Below are 22,353 nucleotides of genomic sequence, written 5' to 3' on the forward strand. Positions count from 1 at the left end.
GACAGCGCCCGGCACTGACCACGGCAGCAAAATCGCCCGCCAGTATTGACCCCTGCTGCGCGCCCCAGTAATATGCGCGCCTCTCGCCCCCGGGGCGGGACTACTCCGCCTTAGCTCAGTTGGTAGAGCAACTGACTGTTAATCAGTGGGTCGCTGGTTCGAGCCCAGCAGGCGGAGCCAAATTGCTAGTGGAGACTTGGGTTACAGCGATGTAGCCCATTTTTTTACCCGCCAGCTGCCCGCGAGGGCGAACGAAACCGCACAGACACCGAGCCTTGAAGCGCCTGAACACGACCCCTTCCCTGCCCCACCTTCTGCTCGCCCTGCTGCTGGCCCTCGGCGCTGTCAACGCCCACGCCATGCAGATTTTTGTCAAGACCCTCACCGGCAAGACCATCGCGCTGGACGTCGAGCCCAGTGACACCATCGAGAACGTCAAGCAGAAGATCCAGGACAAGGAAGGCATTCCCCCGGATCAGCAGCGCCTGATTTTCGCCGGCAAGCAGCTCGAGGATGGCAAGACGCTCAGCGACTACAACATCCAGAAGGAAGCCACGCTGCACCTCGTCCTGCGCACGCGGCGGACCTTTACCGGCCAACTGCCCGGCGGCAAAGACGGCACCATCAGCTTCACCACCGAGGACGCGGGCTGCACCTTTCAGGAAGCCCCGGTGTTCTCCGCAGCGGCCGACCCGCCGGAGGGCATCCCCTTCCCCTACGGCGTGGTCGCCTTCACGGCAGCGAACTGCACCGCCGGCGCCGCCATCACCGTCACCCTCGACGTCGGTGAGCCCCTGCCTGCCGGGGCGACGGCGTGGAAAACCGACCCCTGGGCCCGCATCGGAGGCGTCACCGTGAGCGGCAGCACGATCCGCTACACCGTGACCGACGGCGGGCCGCTGGATGCCGATGGCAGCGCCAACGGCAGCATCGTGGACCCGGTGGGTATTGGCCTCGGCGGCGTGAACGTCCCCGCCCTGCCCGCTATCGGGCTCGCCCTGCTGGCCGGCCTGCTGACCCTGCTGGGCCTGCGGAGCGCAAAGACCGCCTAACCCAGAACGAACATTGACCGCCCGCGAGGGCTATCCCTTTATCAGAGAACCCAAGACCCTATGCTGACAGCCAACCGCCTCGAAAAAATCATGGAGCTCGAACAGGAACTCCGCGCCGAATACCAGCAGCAGCTGGACAATCAGCAAGCGGCCATCGATGCCGCCCTCGCCGAGAAGGCCGACCTCCAGGCCACCATCGACAAGCAGCTCGAAACCATCCAGGAGCTGACCGGCAAGGCCAGCGACACCCAGAAGGTCGAGCAGCGCAACCGCGAGCTCCACAACCGCGCCGACAACCTCCAGGGCGAGATCGCCGAGCTGAAGCAGCGGTTGAAGACGCTGCAGAAAGACCTGGCAGCGGTGCGGGAAGAGAACAAGACTCTGACCCAGTACGACCCGGCGCGGATGAAGAAGAACCTCGATGCGAGCAAGAAGAAGCTGGCCGAGAAGCAGCGGGATAACGAAAGTCTGCAGAAAGCGCTGACCGAGAGCCGGAAGGAGCAGGCGGTGCTGGAGCGCAAGGTCGCCGAGCTCGAAGCCAAGCAGACCGAGACGGACGCAGGCGACGACAGCGAGACCCCGGCGGACGCCCCATCACAGGACCAGGCATCGGCCGCCTGACAGGTTTCAGCGGGCTGTCAGGCCTTTCATACAGGCACCGACCATGTCTGACTCCTCTGGCATTGTGCGCGCAGCCGGTGAAGGCGTAGGCAACTTCCTCGCCGGCATTCCGCCGGCACTGATCGATTTCTTCAGTGGTATCGCTGCCGGCGCCGGCCTGCACGGCATGCTCGACTGGGCGGCGATGATCTTTGGCCTGGGGCTGCTGCTATCCGCAGCGCGCGGGCTGCGCAGAAAGCGCATCGTGGGGCCAATGATTGGCGGCGCCATCGGCGTGACCTTGATGGGCTGGGCGATTGCTTGAGCGCTGAGGGCGTTACGGCAAAGCTGCCCGAGCCGAAGCCACAGGGCATTTCCCGTTTTTACTTGAAGCGATCGCGGGCCGATGAAAGGGCGTCCTCCATTGCGCCCCAGGCATCTTCGGCCCGGTGCTTGACGTCCTCCCATGCACTCGCGCTGGCTTCGCGCAGTTCAGCCATCTCAGCAGGTGTGTGCCAGTCGCCGAAGGTCGGCGTTGTGATGGATGTGCGTCCCCTCGCTACTCTGGTTGCAAAGCGCCAGCATGGCGGACGCTACCGTGACGGCTGAAATGCCACTGTAGCGATCCAGAGGCCCTATCGTCAGCCGGCGCAGCATCGGGTCCAGCCGTTGCAGCAGTGCCTCACCGGGTCGGCGCTCTCTACGGCGGCCAAGCAGCAGGCCGGGCCGCACTATATCCAGGCGAGCAAACCCCAGAGCCGCCAGATCGCGCTCGATTTCACCTTTGACCTTCGAGTAGAAAACGGGCGACCGGACGTGGGCACCAACGGCGGTGATCGCGACAAAGTGCTGTATGCCCACGGCATGGGCCGAGCGCGCGAAATAGAGCACAGCATCATGATCGACTGCGTAGAAGTCAGCCCGGGAACCAGCTGCGGCCATGGTAGTGCCGAGCGCGCAGAGCGCCACTCTGGCGGGCGGCAAAGCAAGCGCGCTGGAAAAATCCGTGCGAATCGTCGCGGCAACACCCTCAACATCACGTCGACCTACTGTGGTGAGGGGGTATCCGGCGTCTGCCGCAAGCTGCACCAGCTCCTGCCCCACAAGTCCTGTCGCTCCTGCCAGCAAAGCGTTCATGGTCAGCGTTTCTCCAAGGGGTAGGTATCATGCCTTTTGTGACGTTCTTTGATTTTTTGCTCCCTGCAGTGAACTATAGCCACTTGCTGTTTTTGTGCTGAAACGCGTTACAAAAACGCTCACAGGTTTAAGCCAGGAGATTCCCGTGCCCCCTCCCCCAGTCCTCGTAGAAACAGATGGCCCGGTCCGCACCATCATCATCAACCGACCGGATAAGCGCAATGCAGTCGACCGCCCGACGGCTGATGCGCTCAGGCAGGCCTTTCACGACTTCGAACATGATGACAGCCTCAGTGTGGCGGTACTCGCCGGGGCCGGCGGACACTTCTGCGCAGGTGCAGACCTCGCCGCACTGGGCGATCCGCAGCGTCGCAATGCCCTTGAGCCGGAGGGCACCGGCCCCGGGCCCATGGGGCCATCGCGCATGCTACTCAGCAAACCGGTTATTGCAGCGGTATCGGGCTATGCCGTAGCCGGAGGCCTGGAGCTGGCGTTGTTCTGTGACCTGCGTGTGGCAGAAGAGTCCGCCGTGTTCGGTGTGTTCTGCCGACGCTGGGGCGTACCACTGATCGATGGCGGCACCGTGCGCCTGCCGCGCATCGTCGGTCAGGGCCATGCTATGGACATGATACTGACCGGGCGTCCGGTGCACGCCGATGAGGCCTTGCGCATTGGCCTCGCCAACCGCATGGTGGCTGATGGCAGGGCCCTGGAACAAGCGCAGATGCTGGCCCAGCAGATCGCCGGCTTCCCCCAGCGCTGTCTGCGCGCGGACCGCCTGAGTGCCTACAAGCACTGGGATCAACCGCTGGCCGATGCGCTGGCCAAGGAAGGCGCCGGCGGATACCCGGTCGTTTTTGAAGAGGCAATCGCCGGAGCCGAGCGCTTTACGAAGGGTGCCGGTCGGCACGGTGCCTTTGAGTAACCGCAATGAACAAGCCCGGAGAGCCACGTGCATGAGTGTGACCTATCTCGACCTGATCAATCGGGGCGCCCGCTACTACCCGGATCGCATCGCCCTTCAATTCGGCAGCGAAAAGCTCAGCTTCGAAGAGACACATGAGCTGAGCAATCAGCTGGCCCATACGCTGATCCAGCGCGGTATAAAGCGCCACCAACGCGTTGCGCTGCTGCTCAACAACAGTCTTTACAGCGTGCCTGTGGACTTTGCCTGCGTAAAAGCCGGCATCAACCGGGTGCCGCTGAACGCGCGGCTCTCGCTAACAGAGCACCGCAAAATGCTCGAAGAGACCGGCTGTGAAGTGCTGCTCTACGGCGCTGACCTCAGCGAGCGGGCTCTGGAACTCAGCAAGCTGCTGCCCGCTTTGTGCTGCCACGGCATCGGCAACACCGCCGGCGGGGGAGACGACCTGCTCGCCGACAGCAGCAAGCAGAGCACCGCAAATCCGGACGTGCGTAGCGCACCGGACGATGTGATTCTCACACTATTTACCTCCGGCACCACCGGCACGCTCAAAGCGGCTCAGCACACCCAGGCGTCCTACGCCGCCATTTGCAGGAATGTACTGCTCAACCTGGTGGCCGTAGAGCAGAACGACGCCATGCTGCACGCCGCCTCTCTGATCCACGCCAGTGGTGTTTTCGTGCTCCCGTTCTGGCTACGCGGCGCGCGCACTGTGATCATGCCCGGCTTTGATCCGGACGCATTCCTGACCCTGCTTGAACAGGAACGCATTACCACCATCAACATGGTTCCCACCATGTTACAGATGCTGCTGGCCAGCTCCCGCTTCGCCGAGGTCGATGTGAGCCAGCTACGGCAGGTGATCTATGGGGCGTCCCCGATGCCTCGCCCGGTGATCGAAGAGGCCATGGCCCTCTGGGGTCGACAGAAGTTCTGGCAATACTACGGCCAGACCGAGTGTCCACTTGCCCTTACGGTGCTCAGACCCGAGGATCACGAAGCGGATCTGCTCGGTGCCTGCGGCAGGCCCGGCATTGATGTGGAAATCCGCCTGGTCGATGAGCACGGCGATGAGGTGCCGCAAGGCGAGCCTGGTGAAATCGTCGTGCGCGCCCCCGCCATGATGGCCGGCTACCACAACGCCCCGGCGCTGAATGATGAGATTTTCATGGACGGCGGCTGGCTGCGCACGCGTGATATCGCCCGCTTCGATGAGCGCGGCTTTCTGCACATGAAGGACCGCACCTCAGACATGATCATCACCGGCGGCTACAACGTGTATCCCCGAGAGGTGGAAGACGTGCTCACCGCCCATCCTGACGTTGCGGAGTGTGCTGTGATCGGGCTGGCAGACCCGCAGTGGGTGGAAGCGGTCACTGCGGTTGTGGCGCTAAAACCTGGCCACACGGTAGCCGCGGACACTCTGGTGGAATTCGTTGCCCGGCGGCTGGCGTCCTACAAGAAGCCCCGCGCAGTGCTTTTCACAGAGACCATTCCCAAAACAGCTGTTGGCAAAATCAACCGTAAGGCCTTGCGGGATCGCTACAACGATACGGCCTGACAATTTCCGGCAAACGCGCCGCGGCCGCTGCCATACAAACCGGAACCGCCGGTTGAATCCACCCCGTCCGCCGCTGTCGCTGTAGCGGGCCCCCTGATGCAGTCCGCGAGACATCAGCCGGCGCTTCAGCCTTTCAAAAAGACAGAACTGGAACGCCTGCGCAGCCCCCCCCCAGGGGGGCACGTGCTCATGGCTGCGCCGGGCACTACATCCAGCGCAATAACATCGCGCAACCGACGGCCGGAGTCATTCATGAGACTTACCAGAAACGAAAAACCCCGGTGGTCCAGGCCGGTTATAGCTTGATGAACGCCAGGGCGTTGTTCGGGTTCATGGGAATGACCAACTGATGCTGCACGGAGTCGTAGCACAGGGACGCCGCATCGGGAATTCCCGCGGCAATCACCCGGGCTTCTTCGCCGGGTACGAGCTTCGAAATGCTGCCAAAGCGGACGCTGCTGACATACTTCGTGCCGTCAGGCAGGACGACGACGCCGTCGCTCCCCGCCTCCGCGGCTTCTTCCACGCGCACAAGCTCCCCGGAGCGTTCGTAGGTCACTACCGCCTTAGAGTCGAGATTAACGACAACAATGCGGCCGTCGTTATCGATGGCCACACCGTTCGGCCGGCTCAGGGGACCACCCGCGGCAAACACGGAGCTGTCGCCCTCGGCTGTCACCTTATAAATAAGCTCGCCCGGCTGTGTCTCAGAAACGTAAGCCGTGCCGTCCGCGGCGACGGCGATGCCGTTCAGGAAGCCGGCGCCAGGGACTCTGATTGAGCTGACGGGCTCACCGGTCTGCAGGTTGAAAGCGTGCACAAAGCCCGAATCCACCGTGTACAGAACACCATCGCGGATTGCACTGCCGATCGGGGTGATCAACTCCGGCCCGTTACCGGGGGCGCCAAGCCATTGCGCCGTGTGCAGGGAACCGTCGGGGTGCACCAGCGAGGCGTACCCATCAGCCTCGGCGTCGTCGGAAAACTCACCGGCGTTCATGACGATAAGGAGATTGCGCTCCGGGTCGAAGGTACAGCTTTCGGCAAAATGAAAACCGCCAAACACCTTGACGTTGTCAGACATCACAACGCGCTCGCCGGATTCGTTGATATTCCCCAGGGGCTGGCCCACCTGAAACGCCTGAGCGCTAGCAGAAGGGGTGAACACAAGGGGCAGCGCGCAGCTGGCCAGCAATGAAAGCTTTTTAGCGACCATAAGTAATCCTCCGGTAAATTTTTGCCATTCTCGCAGATCTTGTCGATCGCTGGCTTCCTTATACCCGGCAGGCGCCAACCGCGGCTTGCGCCCTCGAGTGTGTATAGTGGTACCGGCAGTTCAAAGGGAGGCTTTCACATGACATCCGATGACACCGCGAGCAATGAAAGAGGAACGGAAGCAGAAGCTGCCTAGCGGTTGGAAACTATCGAGGAAAAACTCCTCACCTCCGAGGCCCGCTATCGCCGGCTCTTTGAGGCTGCGCTCGATGGGATTCTGATTCTCAACTTCGAGACAGGGCAGATCGAGGATGCGAATCCTTTCCTGATCAACCTGCTGGGGTTCTCCCATGAGGAATTCCTGGGCAAGCGGCTTTGGGAAGTAGGCGCTTTTGCAGATCTGCCGGAAGCCAAGAACATGTTCTCCAGACTCCAGGAGCGAGGCTACGTACGGTACGAACACCTACCCCTGAAGGCCAGCAACGGGAGCCTCATAGATGTCGAGTTCATCAGCAACTCCTATGACTGTGAGGGCGTACAGGTAATCCAGTGCAACATTCGGGATATTCGCTATCGCGCGGAAGCTGAGAGAATAAAGGCGAGACACCTGAAGGAAATGAAAGCGGCGTTGCTCAGTGCCGTTGAGCTGGCGATGGAGATCGGCGAATTACGTGACCCCTACACCGTCGGTCACGAGAAAAACGTTGCTTTGATCGCGGTGGCGATCGGAAAGGAGCTTGGCTTGAGCGAGCACATGCTGGACAGCCTGAAGTTTTCCGGCCTGCTTCATGATATCGGAAAAATTGCGGTACCCATCGAAATTCTCTCGAAGCCGGGGAAGATATCGCCGAGCGAATTCGAGCTGGTTAAAACACACCCGGTGGAGGGCTACAACATTCTCAGCCGCATGAACTGGCCCTGGCCCCTGGCTACTGTTGCATACCAGCACCATGAACGCCTCGATGGCAGCGGCTATCCCCTGGGTCTGAAAGGCGGGGAAATCATTCCCGAGGCGAAAATTATTGGCGTTGCCGATGTCGTTGAGGCCATGACTTCCCATCGTCCCTATCGGCCGGCCATCGGTATAGAAAACGTCATGGCTGAACTGGAACTTGGCCGAGGGGTGACCTACGATAGCGACGCCGTTGATGCCTGCCTCACTTTGTTCAGGGAAAAAAACTTCACCTTTTGATGAGCGCGCGCCCGGCCACCGCTCCGGTAGCTGAAGTGCAAACAAAGCGCGATAGTGCCCCAGCATGACCCGCAGCACCGGAGGAGCGATGACGCGGGCGCTTCGAGACTTTGATGCTGCAAGGGCGCGGGAGGCGCCTGTTCGGCATCGACAGGCAGGAAAATAAACACAGCAATACTCATTGCAACGCGTTGATGCTATTGGCATCCTCCTGTGCGCCGTATGGGCGGGTTAGACTGACCACCAATGTGGCACCGGTTCTGGCGATACAGGTCTTAGGCAAGCTCCCGGCCGGCCTCCGAGCTCGCCCTGTTGACCGACCTCATCGCGCTTGTCGGCGTGCGGCGGGCTTGTTTCGCCAGACGCAACACAGAGCGCCCTTCAACCTACCAGCTCATCACATCACCTGAGAAACAAGGACACTATGCTCACAGCCAACCGCCTCGAAAAAATCATGGAACTCGAACAGGAGCTCCGCGCCGAATACCAGCAGCAGCTGGACAATCAGCAAGCGGCCATTGACGCCGCCCTCGCCGGGAAGGTCGACCTTCAGGCCACCATCGACAAGCAGCTGGAGACCATCCAGGAACTGACCGCCAAAGCCAGCGACACCCAGAAGGTGGAGCAGCGCAATCGCGAGCTCCACAACCGCGCCGACAACCTCCAGGCCGAGATCGCCGAGCTGAAGCAGCGGATGAAGACGCTTCAGAAGGACCTCAACGCCGTCCGTGAGGAGAACAAGACCCTCAACCAGTTCGATCCGGCGCGGATGAAGAAAAACCTCGACGCGAGCAAGAAAAAGCTGGCCGAGAAGCAGCGGGATAACGAGAGCCTGCAGAAAGCGCTGACCGAGAGCCGGAAGGAGCAAGCGACGCTGGAGCGGCGGGTCAAAGAGCTGGAGGCGCAGGGGGAAGGCGCCGGCACCGAGAGCGCTGAAGGGCAGGAGCAGGGCTCACCGGAGCAGTAAACGCGAGGCAGCTAGTGGACCGTACCCTCTGCGCTGCCATTTTCCAGCACCTCCTCCGCAATAGCCTTGCAGAATACACCAAGCTCCCGGGCACTCACCGAGGAGCGCTCCGTGTACAGCTGCACGGCAGTGCAGAGCATCAGGTCCTGCGCCCGCTCGGCCTCAATGCCCTCTTCTTCCATGGCAGCGCGAATCATCCGCTCAAGAAACAGGTGCATCTTGGCGCCGATGCGGCTGTCCTGCTCCTGCTCTTCCGGAGAGATCAGCTCGGGGTCAGGGTTGCTGTGATCATCGCTCATAAGAAACGGGCCTCTGCTGGATGCCCACCAAGGCTACAGCCAGCCTTCCACGAAGTCACCGGGCGCGACGGCGAAGAGTCGCAGCCGACCGACACCGGCCAGCAGCGTGACTACACCGATCAGCCGCAGGATGACCGCTTGCGCCGACCGGGTAGCGAAGCACCTGCAGCCTCCTCCTGAGCCATGGGCCCGTGGCTGCCTAAGGGCTGGCCCCCGGGCGGAACCGCCAGTACCCTCCCCTTTTGAATTCTGATCATTCCGGAGGAAGCCACCCATGGCCTATGAACTGAGCGGCAAGATCAAGCTGATCCAGGATCCGCAGACCTTCGAGAGCGGCTTCACCAAGCGGGAGATGGTCGTGACCGTCGAGGACGGCAAGTACCCGCAGGAGATCGCCCTGGAGTTTGTGCAGGACAAGATCGCCCTCCTCGACGCCCTGCAGCCGGGCCAGGAAGTCAAAGTGAGCTTCGACCTTCGCGGGCGCGAGTACAAAGGCCGCTACTTCAACAACCTGCAGGGGTGGCGGGTCGATGTACTCAGCGGGGATGGCGACGGAGGGAACTCAGGCGAAACCCACTACCCGGAGCCCTCGGATTTCGACGACGGGGATATCCCGTTCTGAGGTCGCCCGGGGCCTCCGCGGACCGCGGAAAAGGCAAATGCAGAGGCAGCAGTGAACCATGCTGCTGCGCTTGGGGCGTGGTGAATCGCCGCGATGCTGTTAGGCAGGACGCATCGTCACGGCACATGAAAGGGCGGCTTGCCACGACGTTTTCGCAGCGCATTCAGCTGTTTGAGCACCCCGGGGCGTGTCACCAGCCAGCGCTCCAGGCGGTATTTCCCCGGGAAGTTCATCAACAGAAGCCCCACGAGCACCGTCAGGATACCCTGGCCCGGGGTAAACAGCATCACGACACCCAGCCCCAGCAGCACAGCACCGAGAAGATTCTTCAGCATGGCGAGCAGGAAACTTGCGAACGGTTTGCCCGTGGCCTCGCGCCAGCCCTCCCGGCGACGGTGATCGAAATAATCGGCAGGCAGCCGGGTCACCAGCCACGGAATGGTCAGCACCGTGGCCACGGCAAAGAGCAGGGAGACGGCGGCAATCCACCAGAGGTAATTTTCTATAGCGTCAATGGGCGACCTCCTGGCCGGCTGATGTCACGCAACTGCCATAAAGCAGGCATCCGCGAAGCCCCCGATTATACCTGCCGGGCGCGGCCCCGCCTGCGCATCGCATGGAGCCCGCTGATCGCAGCATGATGAGCAGCAGCTAGGCTGGCATGGCCTGCGTCTGGCACAATCCCGGCGCCCGCCCAGGGGCATGCAGGGACTTTGATCTCAGTAGCAAACGAGATGACGCAGCAGTTTCAGGAGCGCTCGCTCCGGGGCATGGGTGCCCCGGGGCCGCAAGGAGAGGCAAAGCCATGGATATCCAAAGACGTACTGTCGTTTCTTTCCACTACACCCTGCGCGACAGCAAGGATGAGGAACTCGAAACCTCGCGGGGCGGCAACCCCACCGTGTATCTGCACGGCGCGGCCAACATCCTGCCAGGCCTGGAGCGCGCCTTGAACGGCAGGACGGAAGGCGACGTTCTCACCGTAAGCCTTGATGCCGCTGACGCCTACGGCCCTCGCGACCCGCAGAAACAGCAGCGCGTACCTGTCAAACACCTGCTTTACCAGGGGCGTCTCCGGCCGGGCATGCTGGTGCAGGTCAATACCGCCGAGGGGCAGCGACCCGCCACAGTGCTCAAGGTCGGCAAGTTCAGTGCCGACCTCGATACCAATCATCCTTTGGCAGGCCGGGACCTTGTGTTCGATATCGAGATCGTGGGCGTCCGGGAAGCCACAGAGGAGGAGATCGCCCATGGCCACGCCCACGGGCCGGGCGGGCATCAGCACTAGGGGATGATTTTTCCAGGGGGCAGGCCCACCGGCTGCTGCCTTAGCCTGCCTCCACACTCTATTCCTTGCCTATACAACGCCTGTTCATCGGGCCCTCGACTCCCTCGCGAGCGCCTGGAAGGTTTGTATCGCCCGCTCAGTCTGCTCTTTCAGGATGGGCTTTGCGTTATCCCACTGCCTGGCCATCACGTCGGCCGTATCGAAAGATTCAAAGTCAGCGTGCACATCAGGAGAAGATTCCCCCAGAGCCTTGAGTTCCTGGATAAAGCGGGCTGCAATGTCCTCGACACTCTCTTGCTTCCAGGTGCGCTGAGTGCCATCGACCGTTACATAGTACGCAGATGTATGGGCGATCGTGCCGTGCTTGCCCACAGTGCGGATTGCAAACCACAGCGAACGATCAAGCTTCAAACTATGCTGCAGATGAAGAGCCTCCTTTCCCTCCGCTGACCGCTCACTCGCAACAACATCGCCGTGCACCACTAATTCCAGTTCAGTCAAGCTGTCCCTGGCGGGATTGACACGCGCCGTGGCGGAGATAGCAATCGTAGCACCTCGCTCCAGCGACAATTCGGAGCCGGCTTCGTCACCGTTCACCGAAAATTCGATAACCGGAGCATTACTTACAAAGGACCGCCCCGAGGTCCATGCGGAGAACCAGTTCTCTCTGGAAAAGGGCTTTGTCAGCTTTACATACAGCCGGTCGCTGCCAGCCACGTCAATATATGGGTAATCAGAGCCGGCTGATGGGAGCAGGCGAAAACCAAGATTGAGAAAGTCATAGTAGAGCCGGGTGTTCAGAACACCCATCTGCAAAATCTCGAGGAAGTCGACATACCCCAGGGCGACGCCCAAAGGCAGACCTCGTTGCAGCTCAAAGGAATCCGCCAGTGCTACATGCGCATAACCGAAGACACCGCCCTCTCTCCGCAAAGCTTCGGCAACATCCGAGTAAATGAATTGCCTGTTCTCATCCCAGTGAAAGGAGCTGGCGTTGAGACCTATCGTATGTCCCAGATGGGCCGAACGCGGGGCTTCCTGCCCGGAGGCGAGCAGGTAGCTGCCGCTCTGGAAAACTCCTGCCTCGCCAAAGGCGTACTGGGGGTAATACCACCGCCTCAGGTTGCCCATTTGCAACAGATTTGCCACATGAATATCTTCGGCCGCCATGAGGGCGGCGATACCCTGATTTTTTTCCCGACTCTCTCTCGCAATATGGATATGTCCATCCCCGGAGTACCAGCCGGCAGCGGGAAGATCGGACCATCGCTGTGGCCTGAGGGTGACCGCAAGAGTTTCGCCCTCAGCAATAGTGATTTCTCTGTTGACGTAATGAAACTCCGGGCCCTTTCCAACAACGAGTTGATAGCGTCCCGCCGGCAGTTTCTGGCGGTGATGGCCATCTACATAAAAGACATAGCTGCCTTTGCCGGGCCACGTTCCTTTCGAACCCAACAAGGACAGGTGCCGCACACGGTCACTGTAGCGATCAATGATCATCGCGGACTTCCCGGGCAAAGGCGCCCTGCCCTCTTCGTCGTAAATCCCGACCCGGGCGGTCACGGCTTTTCCGGCGTCATCAGCTAGCGAGAGCACCAGCTCACCGGATTCAGGTGAGCGCGCGGACCGGTCAAGCGTCAGCTTCAGATCACAGAGCGTGACTTGGTGGTCACGGCCAGGCGTACCCGCGCCGGCCGCCCCCGCCGCGGCAATCCCGAAATCAGTGCCTCCATATTTCCGATTGGCGAACCTCGCTCTGTCCAGCTCGACGGTGACGCGATGCCAGGGTTCCCTGCTTGCCTGATCGAAGCGAACCTCCCGACCGTCAGGCTCTATAACGTGATCATAGGTAACGTAGGCGCCCGTCGCTCCGGTGTTACGAAACAGCAATTCAAGCTTAGCGGTAGCATCCTCGTCGAAGGCAAATTCGTCCCGAATGTCAAAGAGAAAATAGGGACCGGTCAGGCAGTCACGCCCCTCAACCTTTACCAGAGAGCCGACATTACGCCGGGCAATGATGAAGCGGCCGGCGTGAGCGTCGTAGTTCAGAGCGAGGGTTCGTCCGATCACCGGGTCCGGATGCCAGGCAATGGCTTTGACGCCCAGAGGGTGTCCGGCGTGGGCCTCTGCAACATCAGTTTTGCCAAGGGACAGGATGCCGACCATCACCAGACAGGCAGCCCTCGCGATAAAAGCACAAGGACTGATACTGCTTTTCCGCGACTCAAGGATAGAACGAGCGCAGGTTGAACGGACCATTGCCAGGGTTCGCATCTGAGGGCTATCTCATCGCCAGCATGCCGACCAGCCTACATGACAACAAGCGGGCCGATACAGTCAATTGCTCTCACGGGACCGTACGCCGCCATCACCCGGCTTCACTGACACCATAAAGTGCTGCTCCTGCTGGATATCGACGGCCAGCACGGCGCCGTCGGGGACTTTGCGGGCAATGGAAATGCTGACGTAGCCGGCCAGGCTCACGCCCCGACGCCAGGGGCGGATTGCAGTTACACGTTGCCATGCAGCCGGGCCGCAGCGCCGGCGGACCGCCTCAAACAGCCGCCTTGTCGTCCGCCCATAGGGAGTGAGCACGCACAACCGTCTCGCGGGCATCCCAGGTCACCAGCACATTCTGCTCTAAAGCCGCATATTCACCCGGAAAAAGATAACAATGAATATCCGCCTGAAGGGCCGATGTCTGGTTCACGATGCGGTCTTCCAGGGCAACGACATCCTGCGGGCCGAGGCCCAAACGCTGCAGCGCGAAATGATAGATCTCCGGCGAGGGCTTGAGCGCTGCCACATCGTCCTCGGTCGTGATCAGATCGAAGGCGCTGGCGTCGAGCCCCGCGGTGTGGGCAAGGAGCGCCTCCACCATCTCCGCCTTCGCCGTGGTGACCCACGCCAGCACGATCCCGGCCTGTCGGCAAAAATCAATGGCTTCGCTGATCCCTGGCCGCAGTGACAAGCCGCCCTCTACCAGTCCGAGAAAATGGCGGTGCTGAAGCGCCTGCACCTCGTCGGCAAGACCCTCGGGCCATTCATCGCCGAGGACGTGTTCCAACCAGCGATGGCCGCCGGGAACCTCGAGCAACTTGCAGAAAGTTGCGACGTTCCAATAGAGCTGAAGCCCCATCTCCTTGAAGGCGGCGTTGTAGGCGAGGCGCTGGAGCCTGGCCGTTTCGGCCACCACGCCTGTAGAACCCAGAAAACAGGCTTTCATGTAAGCACTCCCGCTAGCTGTTTGCTTCCACAGCGCTTTCGTCAACGCTTTGCTCCGGCGGATGATGAAAGCAGCCAACCGGCAGAGCGTTGACAGCGAGCGCCGCTGCTTTTGCTTTTTTACCGTGAACACAGGTAATACGGCCTGCCTTGGCACAACGGTCACCCCTGTCGCGAAGTTGTCCCGCTCATAGAGGCTGCAAGCGCGGAAAAACACGCGTTCCGCAGGCAGTCGTGGGAATCGCCGCCGGAGCGCCGGGCCGTTTGGCGGTGCAAACACCACTCGGGTCGCTGCTACAATCGACACCACCGGTAAGACGGGCGGCTCGGTGGACTGACCGACCGTCACCGACGCCCAGCGAAACAGGCTCAGGGACACGACAATCATGGCAGGCTCTCTACAGGATCAACTTCTTAACGCCGGGCTCAGCGACCCGAAAAAAGCCAGGAAGCTTGAGAAAGAGAAGCGTAAGCAGCAGCGCGCGGCAAAAAAGGCCCGGAACGAGCCCGTTGACGAGATCAAGGAGGCTGCGCAGCGAGCGCGGGAGGAAAAAGCAGCCCGCGACCGGGTGCTTAACGAGGCGCGGAATGAAGCCGCCCGACGCAAAGCCATTGATGCGCAGATCGCCGACCTGGTAGACAAGCACAAGCTCGACCGTCGCGGGGGCGAGGTCGGCTTCAACTTTACCGTCGAGCGAAAAATCAAAAAGCTCTACGTCACGGCCCTGCAGCAGCGCCTGCTGGCAGCCGGCAGCATCGCCCTGGCCCGCATCGGTGAACGTTTCGAACTGGTTCCCGAGCAGGTCGCGAGCAAGATCGCCGAGCGCGATGCGGACCGGGTGATTTTCTGTACCCGGGCTGACGCCGAGCCGCTGGATGCAGAAGAGCAGGACTGGTATAAGGATTTTGAGATTCCCGACGATCTGATGTGGTAATCGGGCCCGGGCCGCCTCTCCAAGCTCAACGGCGTGGCGAAAAAACCACACCACGCCACGGCAATCCCATCGCACCCTTGCTACGTAGCACAAGACAACACAAATCGTCTTGAGGCATATGACAATGTTGGGGCTTTTCAGGAAAAACCCGGTCAAGAAGCTGCAGCAGGAGCATGAAGCACTGCTGACAAAAGCTTTTCAGGCCCAGCGCAATGGCGATATCCGCCTCTATTCCACGCTTACCGCAGAGGCAGAGGCGCTGCGCACGAAGATCGAAACGCTGAAAAACGAGAGCGAAGACTGAGCCCCGACCGGCCGCCAGGGGCCGAGGGGCAGTCGCACGCCGGGCTCAGGCGAGTGTGACCGTGACCCGCTGCTCCAGCGGGTAAACCGGCGGGCCGAACTGGTTGTAGATCGCAACATCGGCGGCGTCCCGCCCGTAGCCGATGGCCACATAGCCGCCCCGCTTTTCCGCCTGGGTGGCATCGAAGGTATACCAACGATGGGCCACATAGGCCTCGAACCAGGCGTGGAACTCCATGGGCTCAAGGCCGTGCAGGCAGCCCACAACCATGCGCGCGGGGATACCGAGGGCGCGGCAGAGTGCGATACCCAGGTGGGAGAAGTCGCGACAGACGGCCGTGCTCTGCTGGTTCACTTCTACCGCCGACAGCGACGAAAAGCTGCTGCCGGGCTCAAAGCGGAAGTTCACGCGGAGCCAGCGCTCGATCGCCGCCACCTGGTCGTAACCGGGCTCGCAGCCGGCGGTGATTTCCTGCGCCATGGCACTGAAACGCTCGGCCTCACAGTAGCGGCTCGGCAGGAGGAACTTGAGCACGGCGTCCGGCAGAAACTGAATCTCCACAAAGTAGCCTCCGGGCTCCTCATCGACCTGGTCCGCGGTCATGATCTTCGACGCGGTGGACAGGCTGAACTCCCCCGGGGGTGCAACCAGGCGCTGGCAGAGGTTGCCGTAGTCGTCGGTAAACTCAATGACGGGCACTGCGGGCTCGAGAAGATACTCCTCGCTGGCGACCCATTGCTGCGCTCCACTGCGGGGGCGCAGCATCAATACGAAGGGCGTCGGATGCTCAATGGAAAAGCGAAGCCGGCATCCTGTCTGCAGCCACATAATAAAATGCCCGCTTCAGCGTGGTGCGGGCATCAGTGTCCCGCCTCGGTGCCGGGCCGGGTCACTTCATAGCCCGCGCGTGGAAAATGGACATGCAGACTGCCAAAGCGCTCCGTGCTGCGCGAGAGAATGTAGCGCTCATCCGTCGCAGCGAGGAGCGTGCCGGTGACGCCGGCCCTGCCGTAGTCGTCCGGGGCGATGGTCACCAGCTCGCCCAGAGCCTCGTGGCTGCCGCAGGCCGACGGAAGCGCTCTCGGCTCAACACCTTCGGCCGCCTGGAAGGCCTCTTCGGCGGTCATTTCCTGCCGCTCCCCCTGCCCCAGCGCCTCCATGCGCTTGAGCCAGCGGCGGACGTGCTCGTGACGCTCGAGGGTGCGCGCGCTGCCCACGCTCAGGGCCAGCCAGATCGGGTGGTAGACGCAGAAGTCTGCATAGGCGATGCCGCCGGCCTCAACGCTGTCGCGGCCGGCCAGGTGCGCTTCTAGCTCCGCGAGGAAGGCCTCCAGAATCCGCGCCGCTTCCGCTCCCTGCGGCGGCTTGACGGTGGCCCCTTTCATCATGCCGGTGCGATCGCGGATGAACTTGAAGGTGCCGACAGGTCCGCTGGTCGCCAGAAGCTTTCCGAGCAACTTGAGGGGTGGCGCCGATGTAATGGCCGTAAAGAAAACAGGCCCCTCCGCCTGCTCCGCCAGCGCCTGCGCCCGAGGGTCGCTAAAGGTCGGCGCCAGCTCCGCGTGGCCGGTCAGCGCGGCAACCTCCGCCGCAATGAGTGCGGTATCGCAGAAGACGTCTGCACCGGCATGCGCGATGGGGATGCGGCGATAACCACCGGCCAGCGGATCTACATCGGGCCGTGGCGGGTAGGGCGGTGTCAGTACCGAACCCCAGCGACAGCCCGCAAGGCCGAACATGGCTCGAAGCTTTTCCGCATAGGGGGAAGCCTCATAATGGTGCAGGAACAGCATGCTATTACTCATTGGTCAACTCCTCTGAGCCCTCGCCGGCATGGCACGGGCAAGCTGCGGGCCGCGGGCCTCGAGCGCTTCGCTACACCCCTGCGCTGGCGCTTTCTATCCTACCCGCCCTGCATAAGACGAACACGATAGGCCTTGCAGAAAGCCCTGTCGAGACATCAGCGGCATCGGCACTTACGCATTATGCGCAGCGTAACGATTCTCTTCTTGCAATAGATGTAATTCCTACTAGCTTCAATGTACGGTCCCACTTCCATCAGCCCGGCTTCAGCGATCTGCCCGGCCGACGTGTGCAGCCGCAGCACGACAAACCGACTCTTATAAGAACAAGGTGACGACGATGCAGAAAAAAACTTATGCGCTTGCAGCGCTGGCCTCACTCCTTGCCCTCCCCGCAGCAGCGCAGGACGCGGCGCCCATCCAACCCGTAGAGATGTTCTACTGCGATTTTCGTGACGATGCAGCCATGAAGGACCTCACCAGAGTAGCCGCCGATTTTGCCAAATGGGCAGAAAAACGTGGCGATTACTCGGCCTGGATCCTTACCCCCCAATTCCGCACCACGGAAGCCACGTGGCAGGTCGGCTGGCTCGGAAGCTGGACCTCCGGCGCCGCCATGGGGTCAGGTCTCGACGCCTACCAGGCCGAGGGCGGAGAGCTGGCCGCCGCTTTCGACGAGGTCATCACCTGCTCGGGACACGGACTGGCCAGCTCCATGGAGATCCATGCCCCGAAAGGCCCGCCGGATAACGGCGCGGTCTGGTTCTCAAGCTGCAGCCTTGAGGGAGACGCGACGATAGCTGACGCCATGAAGGCGCATGCTGCCTATGCGACAGGAATGCGCGAGAAGGGCGCCGATGCAACGCAAAGCTGGGCCTTCGTGCCGACGCTCGGCGGCGGCGAACCCGACTTCGATTACTACCACGTTGCCGCCTGGGAGAAGTACGCCGACTTCGGCAGAGGCTATGACAGCTACTTCAACGGCGGCGGCATGGCCATCATGCAGGAAGCAACGGCCGGCGTGGTCGACTGCGACCCGCCGCGCATCTACGACGCCCGCCTCGTGGTCAAGGCTGCAGCGCCGTAGCGCCGACCGCGCGTACGCTCCGGCGCGGGGCTGCAACGATGCAGCCCCGCTCGCGTCGGACCCGCCACAGCTGTTAGCCTCTCCCGAGAGCAGCGGCGGTACCCGCTGCGGCTAAGTCCTCGCCAGCCACCGCCGGCCCGCTCCCACTCACAGCCTGTGGAGAGGTCCGTATGAACAGCCACACAGAACAGCTGGCGCCAGCCGTGCCCGCACCGGCACCGGAACACGTTGCTATCGTCGAGCAGGCCGGAGGCCGCCTCGCGGCGCTGTCACCCATCGGCGCGTCACTGCGGGGAATTGATCTGCGCGCCCCGCGCCCCGACGCCGCGGTGATCGCAGCGCTGGAGTCCGTCATGGCCGCCCGGGGCTTCCTCGTCTTCAAGGACCAGCAGACGCTTTCGACCGACGAGCTGGTAAACGCCAGCGTCTGGTGGGGCGGCCGGGCAATGCACTCGACGCATGGCGTGCACCCGGCGACGCCGGACGGCAACCGACACATCTTCCGGCTGTCTAACGAGCACAGCCACGGCATACCCGGTGTTGGCCCGCAGTTCCACAATGACGGCGCCTTCTGCGACGCGCCTTTCTCCCACGTGGCTTACCACATCGTGCGTGTGCCGGAGCACGGCGGCGGGACGGTCTTTGCCCACCTTGGCGCGGCCTTTGCGGCGCTGCCGCCCGCAAAGCAGGCCTACTGGGCCAGGCTGACCTCCGTGAACTCAACCACGGGAGTGGCCCATCCGCTGGTGCATGATCATCCGCTCTCCGGTCGTCGCAGCGTCTGGCTGCACCTGGGCATGACCGGCGCTGTGATCGAGACTTCTCCGGCGGGAGACCGCCACAGGCTGCTGGAGGCAGAGGAGCTTCGGCAGCTCTGCAGGGACTACAACGAACTGCTGGAGGCGGGCTTTAGCAATGGCTACACCCTCGCCTACGAGTACGAACCGGGCGACTGCATCTTTATCGACAACTACGCGGTCGCTCACCGCGCGACCGCCGAGGCTCACCGGCCCGCTGCAGAACAGGGCCTGCGCATCATGCATCGCGCCACTGTCGCGGCACCCTTCGAAGCCTTCGAGCCACACTTCGGCCTGCCGCAGCACCTGCCCATCCACCGACCGAGCCCTCTCGGCCCGGGCGTCTGGCAGCCGGGCGGCATCGGCTTCCGCTGGGACGCTTCGGCCCCGATGCAGAACTGAGTCGCGCCAGGAGGCCCGCCAGCGCCTGCGTTACAATGACACCTCGGCGCGGGTAGCGGGGCCACTGTCCGGCCCTGCATCTTTCACCACAAGACACAGCATCATGGAGCGTTCAGTCATGCCAACGGCAATGATCACCGGGGCCAACCGGGGCATCGGCCTCGAACTGCTGCGGCAGTACGCGCAGCAGGGCTGGCGGGTCCTGGGCACCTGCCGCAACCCGGAAACAGCAAGCGCCGCCCAGGCCCTGGCGGACGCCCACGACAGCGTCTCTCTGCACGCGCTGGACGTGACGGATGCGGCCGCGGTAGCGGCCCTGGCGGTGTCCCTAGACAGCAGCCGTATCGACGTACTCGTCCTGAATGCGGGCGTCATGAGCCCTGGGGCCAACACCCTCGGCGAGCTCGACGCCTCGGCTTTCCTGCACGTCCTTGAGGTCAACGTGGTCGCGCCGGCGATCTGCGCCCAGGCCTTCCGCCGGCACGTGGCGACGAGCGAGCGCCGGATCATCGTCGGTATGGGCAGCTATCTTGGCAGCATCGCCAGCAACAACGAGGGCGGGCTGTACAGCTATCGCAGCGCCAAGGCGGGCCTGCACGCGATCATGCGCAGCCTCAGCGTCGACCTGCGCGACGAGGGCGTCACCGCCATCGCCATGCATCCAGGATGGGTGCAGACCGACATGGGCGGGCCCGACGCATCCCTCAGCACGGAGGCGTCAGTCGCTGGGATCCTTCGCGTGATCGATGGACTGAAGCCCGGCGACAGCGGGCGCCTGCTCACCTACGCCGGCGAGGAACTGCCCTGGTAGACGCCGCAGGGGGCGCGCATCGAGGGGCACACCCGCATTATCACCGACAGCCCCGTGAGCTCGGCCAGCACCACCGGGCGTGGCCGCGCGCATCACAGGGCGTCCTCGTCCGCCTCCAGTTCCGTGACGGCCATGGCGGCTCCCTTGACCAGCGGCGCAGGCTGCCGCGGCGCACTCCAGTGGCAGTTCGCCGCGAGAAGATCCTCGACGATTGTCCCGAGATCACCGTAGGCGCGCCCCGCCCGGGCTTCGCGCAGCGCATTGATGCGACTGCTGCTCTCGCCGGTATGCCAAGTGAGACGGCCGCTCAGCAGCACAAATCCGTGCTGTGACAATACGGCGCCCTCGACGCCGATATCCCGCGGCTCCACGGTGCGGTAGTTGAGAAGCCCGTGCTCAGACAGCCAGATCAGCGTTTCGAAGCTGGCCCGGGACTTGCGGTCCGGCAGGCCCGTCATATCCCAGCGGATCGGCCCCGTCAGATCCTCCACCAGCAGCAGATGCCGGACCGGAAAGGCCGCGTAGAGTTTGCAGAAGACCTCGGCCGTCACGTAGTGGAAGTCGTCGATATGCGCTGGCTGCATGGACAATCGGCTCTCAGGTCAGACAAGGGCGGCCCCACCGCGGGTAGCCGGAAAGGTAGGCAGGAGGAGACCATACACTGGACCCTGCCCGGTGGTCACGGCGGCCATGGCGCTAACGCCAGGCGAAGAGCGGCTGCTCGAAATGAGCGACGCGGGTATGGCGACCGAAAAGCGCCACCTCCCGGAACTGGTAGAGCATCGCCCCCGTGGGCGAATAGATAACGTCATCGTGGAAGTTCATGGACAGCACCTCACCATCACTCTCGGCAATGCGCTGGAGTACCGGTGAATCCGGCCGCGCCAGCTCCCGGAAGGGAAAGGGACGCAGGAAGTCCACTTCGGCGGGGTTGGGGGTGAGGTCACGCCAGTCACAGTCACCCCAGACTACCACCGGGGTGATCACATAGCCCGAGCGCGTGGCGTAGTCATCGAGCACGCCGAGCACGGCGTCACCGCCGGCAAAGAGCCCCACCTCCTCATGCAGTTCGCGCAGAGCGCCCTCGATCGCGGATTCTCCCTGGTCGCGCCGCCCCCCTGGCAGCGCCCACTGGCGGGAATGGGCGCGCAGCGTGGCACTGCGCCGGGTGACGATGATGGCCGGCTTGTCACCGTCGCGGCAGACCGTCAGGCAGACCGCGGCGGCGCGACGCCCTCCGGCGGCGATCACCCGCGGCTCGAAGGGTTCGAGGTGCTTCTCGAGCACGGTGCGCAGCGCGGAACTGTAGCGAAAAAGATCCAGCGGGATTCCCCGATCATGTGCATTCAGGCCGGGAATCACTCCCGCTGCCTCCATTCTTCAATGCCCGGGCGCGCAAGGCAAGGGGCGGCCGGGGGCTACCCTGACCCGCCGGGCGGCCGGTATGCTGGGTGAGCACTGCAAACGGTCATGGGGAAAGGCCCGCCGCCATGTATTACGGTGAGTACCTGAACAGCATCAGTCACCTGGTTGGCGCCGTGCTGGCCCTGGTGGGCCTCGGCGCGCTCATGGCGGTGGCCGTGCAGAGCGGCGACGGCAGGCTCCTCGCCGGCTTTGCCGTTTATGGCCTGACCCTGGTGCTGCTCTACACCATGTCGACGCTGTACCACAGCTTCCACCCGCCACGCCTCAAACAGGTATTCAAGGTGCTGGACCATATCAGCATCTACCTGCTTATCGCCGGCACTTACACGCCCTTTATGCTGGTCAGCGTGCCGGGGCCGAAGGCGACGATGATCCTCGCCGTGGTCTGGGGCCTGGCCGCGGCCGGTACACTCTCGGAGGTGTTCCTGCGCGGGCGCATCGTGAAGGTGATACAGCTGGTGACCTTTCTCGCCATGGGCTGGGCCTGCGCCCTCGACCTCGACAGCCTGCGCGCCGCCCTGCCCCGCCCCGGCTTTCTGCTCCTTCTTCTTGGCGGCATCGCCTATACCGCCGGGGTCATCTTCTACGTGCTCGATAAGCTGAAGCGCCTGAGTCACGCCCACGGTATCTGGCACGCCTTTGTGCTCTGCGGGTCGGTGCTGCACTTCATCGCCGTGATCGGTTACGTGCGCTAGCCTCCGCACCCC

The 22,353-nt window shown here is 62.7% G+C and carries 27 protein-coding genes and 1 tRNA gene; 16 read left to right on the top strand and 12 right to left on the bottom strand.

Annotated features, from left to right (window positions below):
• The first annotated feature begins 104 nt into the window (after window positions 1-104).
• From HRUBRA_RS08660 to HRUBRA_RS08675, 4 genes are all read left to right on the top strand, one after another.
• Window positions 105-180: transfer RNA gene (locus HRUBRA_RS08660), tRNA-Asn, on the top strand.
• A gap of 95 nt (window positions 181-275) precedes the next feature.
• On the top strand, window positions 276-1,052 hold the full coding sequence (locus HRUBRA_RS15570) for a ubiquitin family protein (protein WP_201771569.1): 777 nt from the start codon (window positions 276-278) through the stop codon (window positions 1,050-1,052).
• 60 nt (window positions 1,053-1,112) lie between these two features.
• On the top strand, window positions 1,113-1,673 hold the full coding sequence (locus HRUBRA_RS08670) for a hypothetical protein (protein ID WP_035516339.1): 561 nt from the start codon (window positions 1,113-1,115) through the stop codon (window positions 1,671-1,673).
• A gap of 43 nt (window positions 1,674-1,716) precedes the next feature.
• Window positions 1,717-1,977 carry a hypothetical protein gene (locus tag HRUBRA_RS08675; RefSeq protein ID WP_035516341.1) on the top strand — a complete coding sequence of 87 codons (261 nt, stop codon included), beginning with the start codon at window positions 1,717-1,719 and terminating at the stop codon, window positions 1,975-1,977.
• Between the two features lie 58 nt (window positions 1,978-2,035).
• On the opposite strand, the gene HRUBRA_RS15820 is transcribed toward HRUBRA_RS08675, so the two are convergent.
• Both HRUBRA_RS15820 and HRUBRA_RS08680 read right to left on the bottom strand, forming a co-directional pair.
• On the bottom strand, window positions 2,036-2,152 hold the full coding sequence (locus HRUBRA_RS15820) for a sll1863 family stress response protein (RefSeq protein WP_456107047.1): 117 nt from the start codon (window positions 2,150-2,152) through the stop codon (window positions 2,036-2,038).
• A gap of 1 nt (window position 2,153) precedes the next feature.
• Window positions 2,154-2,789 carry an NAD-dependent epimerase/dehydratase family protein gene (locus tag HRUBRA_RS08680; protein ID WP_052094561.1) on the bottom strand — a complete coding sequence of 212 codons (636 nt, stop codon included), beginning with the start codon at window positions 2,787-2,789 and terminating at the stop codon, window positions 2,154-2,156.
• A 145-nt stretch (window positions 2,790-2,934) separates the two neighbouring features.
• Here HRUBRA_RS08680 and HRUBRA_RS08685 point away from each other — a divergent pair, with 145 nt between their 5' ends.
• Complete coding sequence (locus HRUBRA_RS08685) at window positions 2,935-3,714, top strand: crotonase/enoyl-CoA hydratase family protein (protein WP_035516344.1); 780 nt, start codon at window positions 2,935-2,937, stop codon at window positions 3,712-3,714.
• Window positions 3,715-3,745: 31 nt separating this feature from the next.
• Window positions 3,746-5,275, top strand: coding sequence for an AMP-binding protein (locus tag HRUBRA_RS08690; RefSeq protein WP_035516346.1), 1,530 nt, complete (start codon window positions 3,746-3,748; stop codon window positions 5,273-5,275).
• Between the two features lie 295 nt (window positions 5,276-5,570).
• Here the strand turns inward: HRUBRA_RS08690 and HRUBRA_RS08695 are convergent, their stop codons facing one another.
• Complete coding sequence (locus HRUBRA_RS08695) at window positions 5,571-6,407, bottom strand: SMP-30/gluconolactonase/LRE family protein (protein ID WP_052094562.1); 837 nt, start codon at window positions 6,405-6,407, stop codon at window positions 5,571-5,573.
• A 282-nt stretch (window positions 6,408-6,689) separates the two neighbouring features.
• Here HRUBRA_RS08695 and HRUBRA_RS08700 point away from each other — a divergent pair, with 282 nt between their 5' ends.
• Together HRUBRA_RS08700 and HRUBRA_RS08705 are read left to right on the top strand one after the other, a co-directional pair.
• Window positions 6,690-7,682 carry an HD-GYP domain-containing protein gene (locus tag HRUBRA_RS08700; RefSeq protein ID WP_052094563.1) on the top strand — a complete coding sequence of 331 codons (993 nt, stop codon included), beginning with the start codon at window positions 6,690-6,692 and terminating at the stop codon, window positions 7,680-7,682.
• 424 nt (window positions 7,683-8,106) lie between these two features.
• Window positions 8,107-8,649: a hypothetical protein gene (locus tag HRUBRA_RS08705; protein ID WP_035516349.1), complete on the top strand. Its 543-nt coding sequence runs from the start codon at window positions 8,107-8,109 to the stop codon at window positions 8,647-8,649.
• Window positions 8,650-8,660: 11 nt separating this feature from the next.
• On the opposite strand, the gene HRUBRA_RS08710 is transcribed toward HRUBRA_RS08705, so the two are convergent.
• Complete coding sequence (locus HRUBRA_RS08710) at window positions 8,661-8,948, bottom strand: hypothetical protein (RefSeq protein ID WP_035516350.1); 288 nt, start codon at window positions 8,946-8,948, stop codon at window positions 8,661-8,663.
• A gap of 274 nt (window positions 8,949-9,222) precedes the next feature.
• On the opposite strand from HRUBRA_RS08710, the gene HRUBRA_RS08715 reads away from it, so the two are divergent.
• Entirely contained in the window at window positions 9,223-9,570 is a 348-nt protein-coding gene (locus HRUBRA_RS08715; protein ID WP_035516351.1) for a DUF3127 domain-containing protein, read from the top strand.
• A gap of 116 nt (window positions 9,571-9,686) precedes the next feature.
• Here HRUBRA_RS08715 and HRUBRA_RS08720 read toward each other — a convergent pair whose 3' ends face one another.
• Window positions 9,687-10,019, bottom strand: a complete 333-nt coding sequence (locus HRUBRA_RS08720; RefSeq protein WP_201771570.1) for a PGPGW domain-containing protein — start codon at window positions 10,017-10,019, stop codon at window positions 9,687-9,689.
• A gap of 356 nt (window positions 10,020-10,375) precedes the next feature.
• Here HRUBRA_RS08720 and HRUBRA_RS08725 point away from each other — a divergent pair, with 356 nt between their 5' ends.
• On the top strand, window positions 10,376-10,858 hold the full coding sequence (locus HRUBRA_RS08725; RefSeq protein WP_035516353.1) for an FKBP-type peptidyl-prolyl cis-trans isomerase: 483 nt from the start codon (window positions 10,376-10,378) through the stop codon (window positions 10,856-10,858).
• Between the two features lie 84 nt (window positions 10,859-10,942).
• Here HRUBRA_RS08725 and HRUBRA_RS08730 read toward each other — a convergent pair whose 3' ends face one another.
• The 3 genes from HRUBRA_RS08730 to HRUBRA_RS14975 all read right to left on the bottom strand — a co-directional run bounded on the left by HRUBRA_RS08730 (window position 10,943) and on the right by HRUBRA_RS14975 (window position 14,471).
• A complete protein-coding gene (locus HRUBRA_RS08730; protein WP_035516355.1) occupies window positions 10,943-13,024 on the bottom strand; it encodes a CehA/McbA family metallohydrolase in 2,082 nt (693 codons plus the stop codon).
• A 171-nt stretch (window positions 13,025-13,195) separates the two neighbouring features.
• Window positions 13,196-13,342: a hypothetical protein gene (locus tag HRUBRA_RS15295; RefSeq protein ID WP_154664299.1), complete on the bottom strand. Its 147-nt coding sequence runs from the start codon at window positions 13,340-13,342 to the stop codon at window positions 13,196-13,198.
• A gap of 70 nt (window positions 13,343-13,412) precedes the next feature.
• The gene (locus tag HRUBRA_RS14975; protein WP_084592559.1) at window positions 13,413-14,471 is read right to left on the bottom strand and encodes an HAD-IA family hydrolase; all 1,059 of its coding nucleotides are present in this window, start codon (window positions 14,469-14,471) and stop codon (window positions 13,413-13,415) included.
• Between HRUBRA_RS14975 and HRUBRA_RS08740 the strand changes: the two genes are divergently transcribed.
• Window positions 14,470-15,018, top strand: coding sequence for a DUF2058 domain-containing protein (locus tag HRUBRA_RS08740; RefSeq protein ID WP_035516357.1), 549 nt, complete (start codon window positions 14,470-14,472; stop codon window positions 15,016-15,018). The two genes, HRUBRA_RS14975 and HRUBRA_RS08740, sit on opposite strands and share 2 nt — an antisense overlap.
• 124 nt (window positions 15,019-15,142) lie before the next feature.
• Window positions 15,143-15,322, top strand: coding sequence for a DUF6435 family protein (locus HRUBRA_RS08745; RefSeq protein ID WP_035516358.1), 180 nt, complete (start codon window positions 15,143-15,145; stop codon window positions 15,320-15,322).
• 45 nt (window positions 15,323-15,367) lie between these two features.
• Here the strand turns inward: HRUBRA_RS08745 and HRUBRA_RS08750 are convergent, their stop codons facing one another.
• Window positions 15,368-16,150, bottom strand: coding sequence for a transglutaminase-like domain-containing protein (locus HRUBRA_RS08750; protein ID WP_035516360.1), 783 nt, complete (start codon window positions 16,148-16,150; stop codon window positions 15,368-15,370).
• A gap of 32 nt (window positions 16,151-16,182) precedes the next feature.
• Window positions 16,183-17,127: a glutathione S-transferase family protein gene (locus tag HRUBRA_RS08755; RefSeq protein ID WP_035516362.1), complete on the bottom strand. Its 945-nt coding sequence runs from the start codon at window positions 17,125-17,127 to the stop codon at window positions 16,183-16,185.
• A 337-nt stretch (window positions 17,128-17,464) separates the two neighbouring features.
• Between HRUBRA_RS08755 and HRUBRA_RS08760 the strand changes: the two genes are divergently transcribed.
• The 3 genes from HRUBRA_RS08760 to HRUBRA_RS08770 all read left to right on the top strand — a co-directional run bounded on the left by HRUBRA_RS08760 (window position 17,465) and on the right by HRUBRA_RS08770 (window position 20,221).
• A complete protein-coding gene (locus HRUBRA_RS08760) occupies window positions 17,465-18,211 on the top strand; it encodes a hypothetical protein (RefSeq protein WP_035516363.1) in 747 nt (248 codons plus the stop codon).
• 170 nt (window positions 18,212-18,381) lie between these two features.
• Window positions 18,382-19,410 carry a TauD/TfdA dioxygenase family protein gene (locus tag HRUBRA_RS08765; RefSeq protein ID WP_035516365.1) on the top strand — a complete coding sequence of 343 codons (1,029 nt, stop codon included), beginning with the start codon at window positions 18,382-18,384 and terminating at the stop codon, window positions 19,408-19,410.
• Window positions 19,411-19,513: 103 nt separating this feature from the next.
• Entirely contained in the window at window positions 19,514-20,221 is a 708-nt protein-coding gene (locus tag HRUBRA_RS08770) for an SDR family oxidoreductase (RefSeq protein WP_201771571.1), read from the top strand.
• Between the two features lie 92 nt (window positions 20,222-20,313).
• Here HRUBRA_RS08770 and HRUBRA_RS14710 read toward each other — a convergent pair whose 3' ends face one another.
• Entirely contained in the window at window positions 20,314-20,805 is a 492-nt protein-coding gene (locus tag HRUBRA_RS14710; RefSeq protein ID WP_052094567.1) for a hypothetical protein, read from the bottom strand.
• A 112-nt stretch (window positions 20,806-20,917) separates the two neighbouring features.
• Entirely contained in the window at window positions 20,918-21,583 is a 666-nt protein-coding gene (locus tag HRUBRA_RS08780) for an NUDIX hydrolase (protein ID WP_236629825.1), read from the bottom strand.
• An 89-nt stretch (window positions 21,584-21,672) separates the two neighbouring features.
• Here HRUBRA_RS08780 and trhA point away from each other — a divergent pair, with 89 nt between their 5' ends.
• On the top strand, window positions 21,673-22,341 hold the full coding sequence (gene trhA, locus HRUBRA_RS08785; RefSeq protein WP_236629826.1) for a PAQR family membrane homeostasis protein TrhA: 669 nt from the start codon (window positions 21,673-21,675) through the stop codon (window positions 22,339-22,341).
• Window positions 22,342-22,353: the final 12 nt, after the last annotated feature.

The organism is Pseudohaliea rubra DSM 19751 (assembly GCF_000764025.1).
Lineage (GTDB): Bacteria > Pseudomonadota > Gammaproteobacteria > Pseudomonadales > Halieaceae > Pseudohaliea > Pseudohaliea rubra.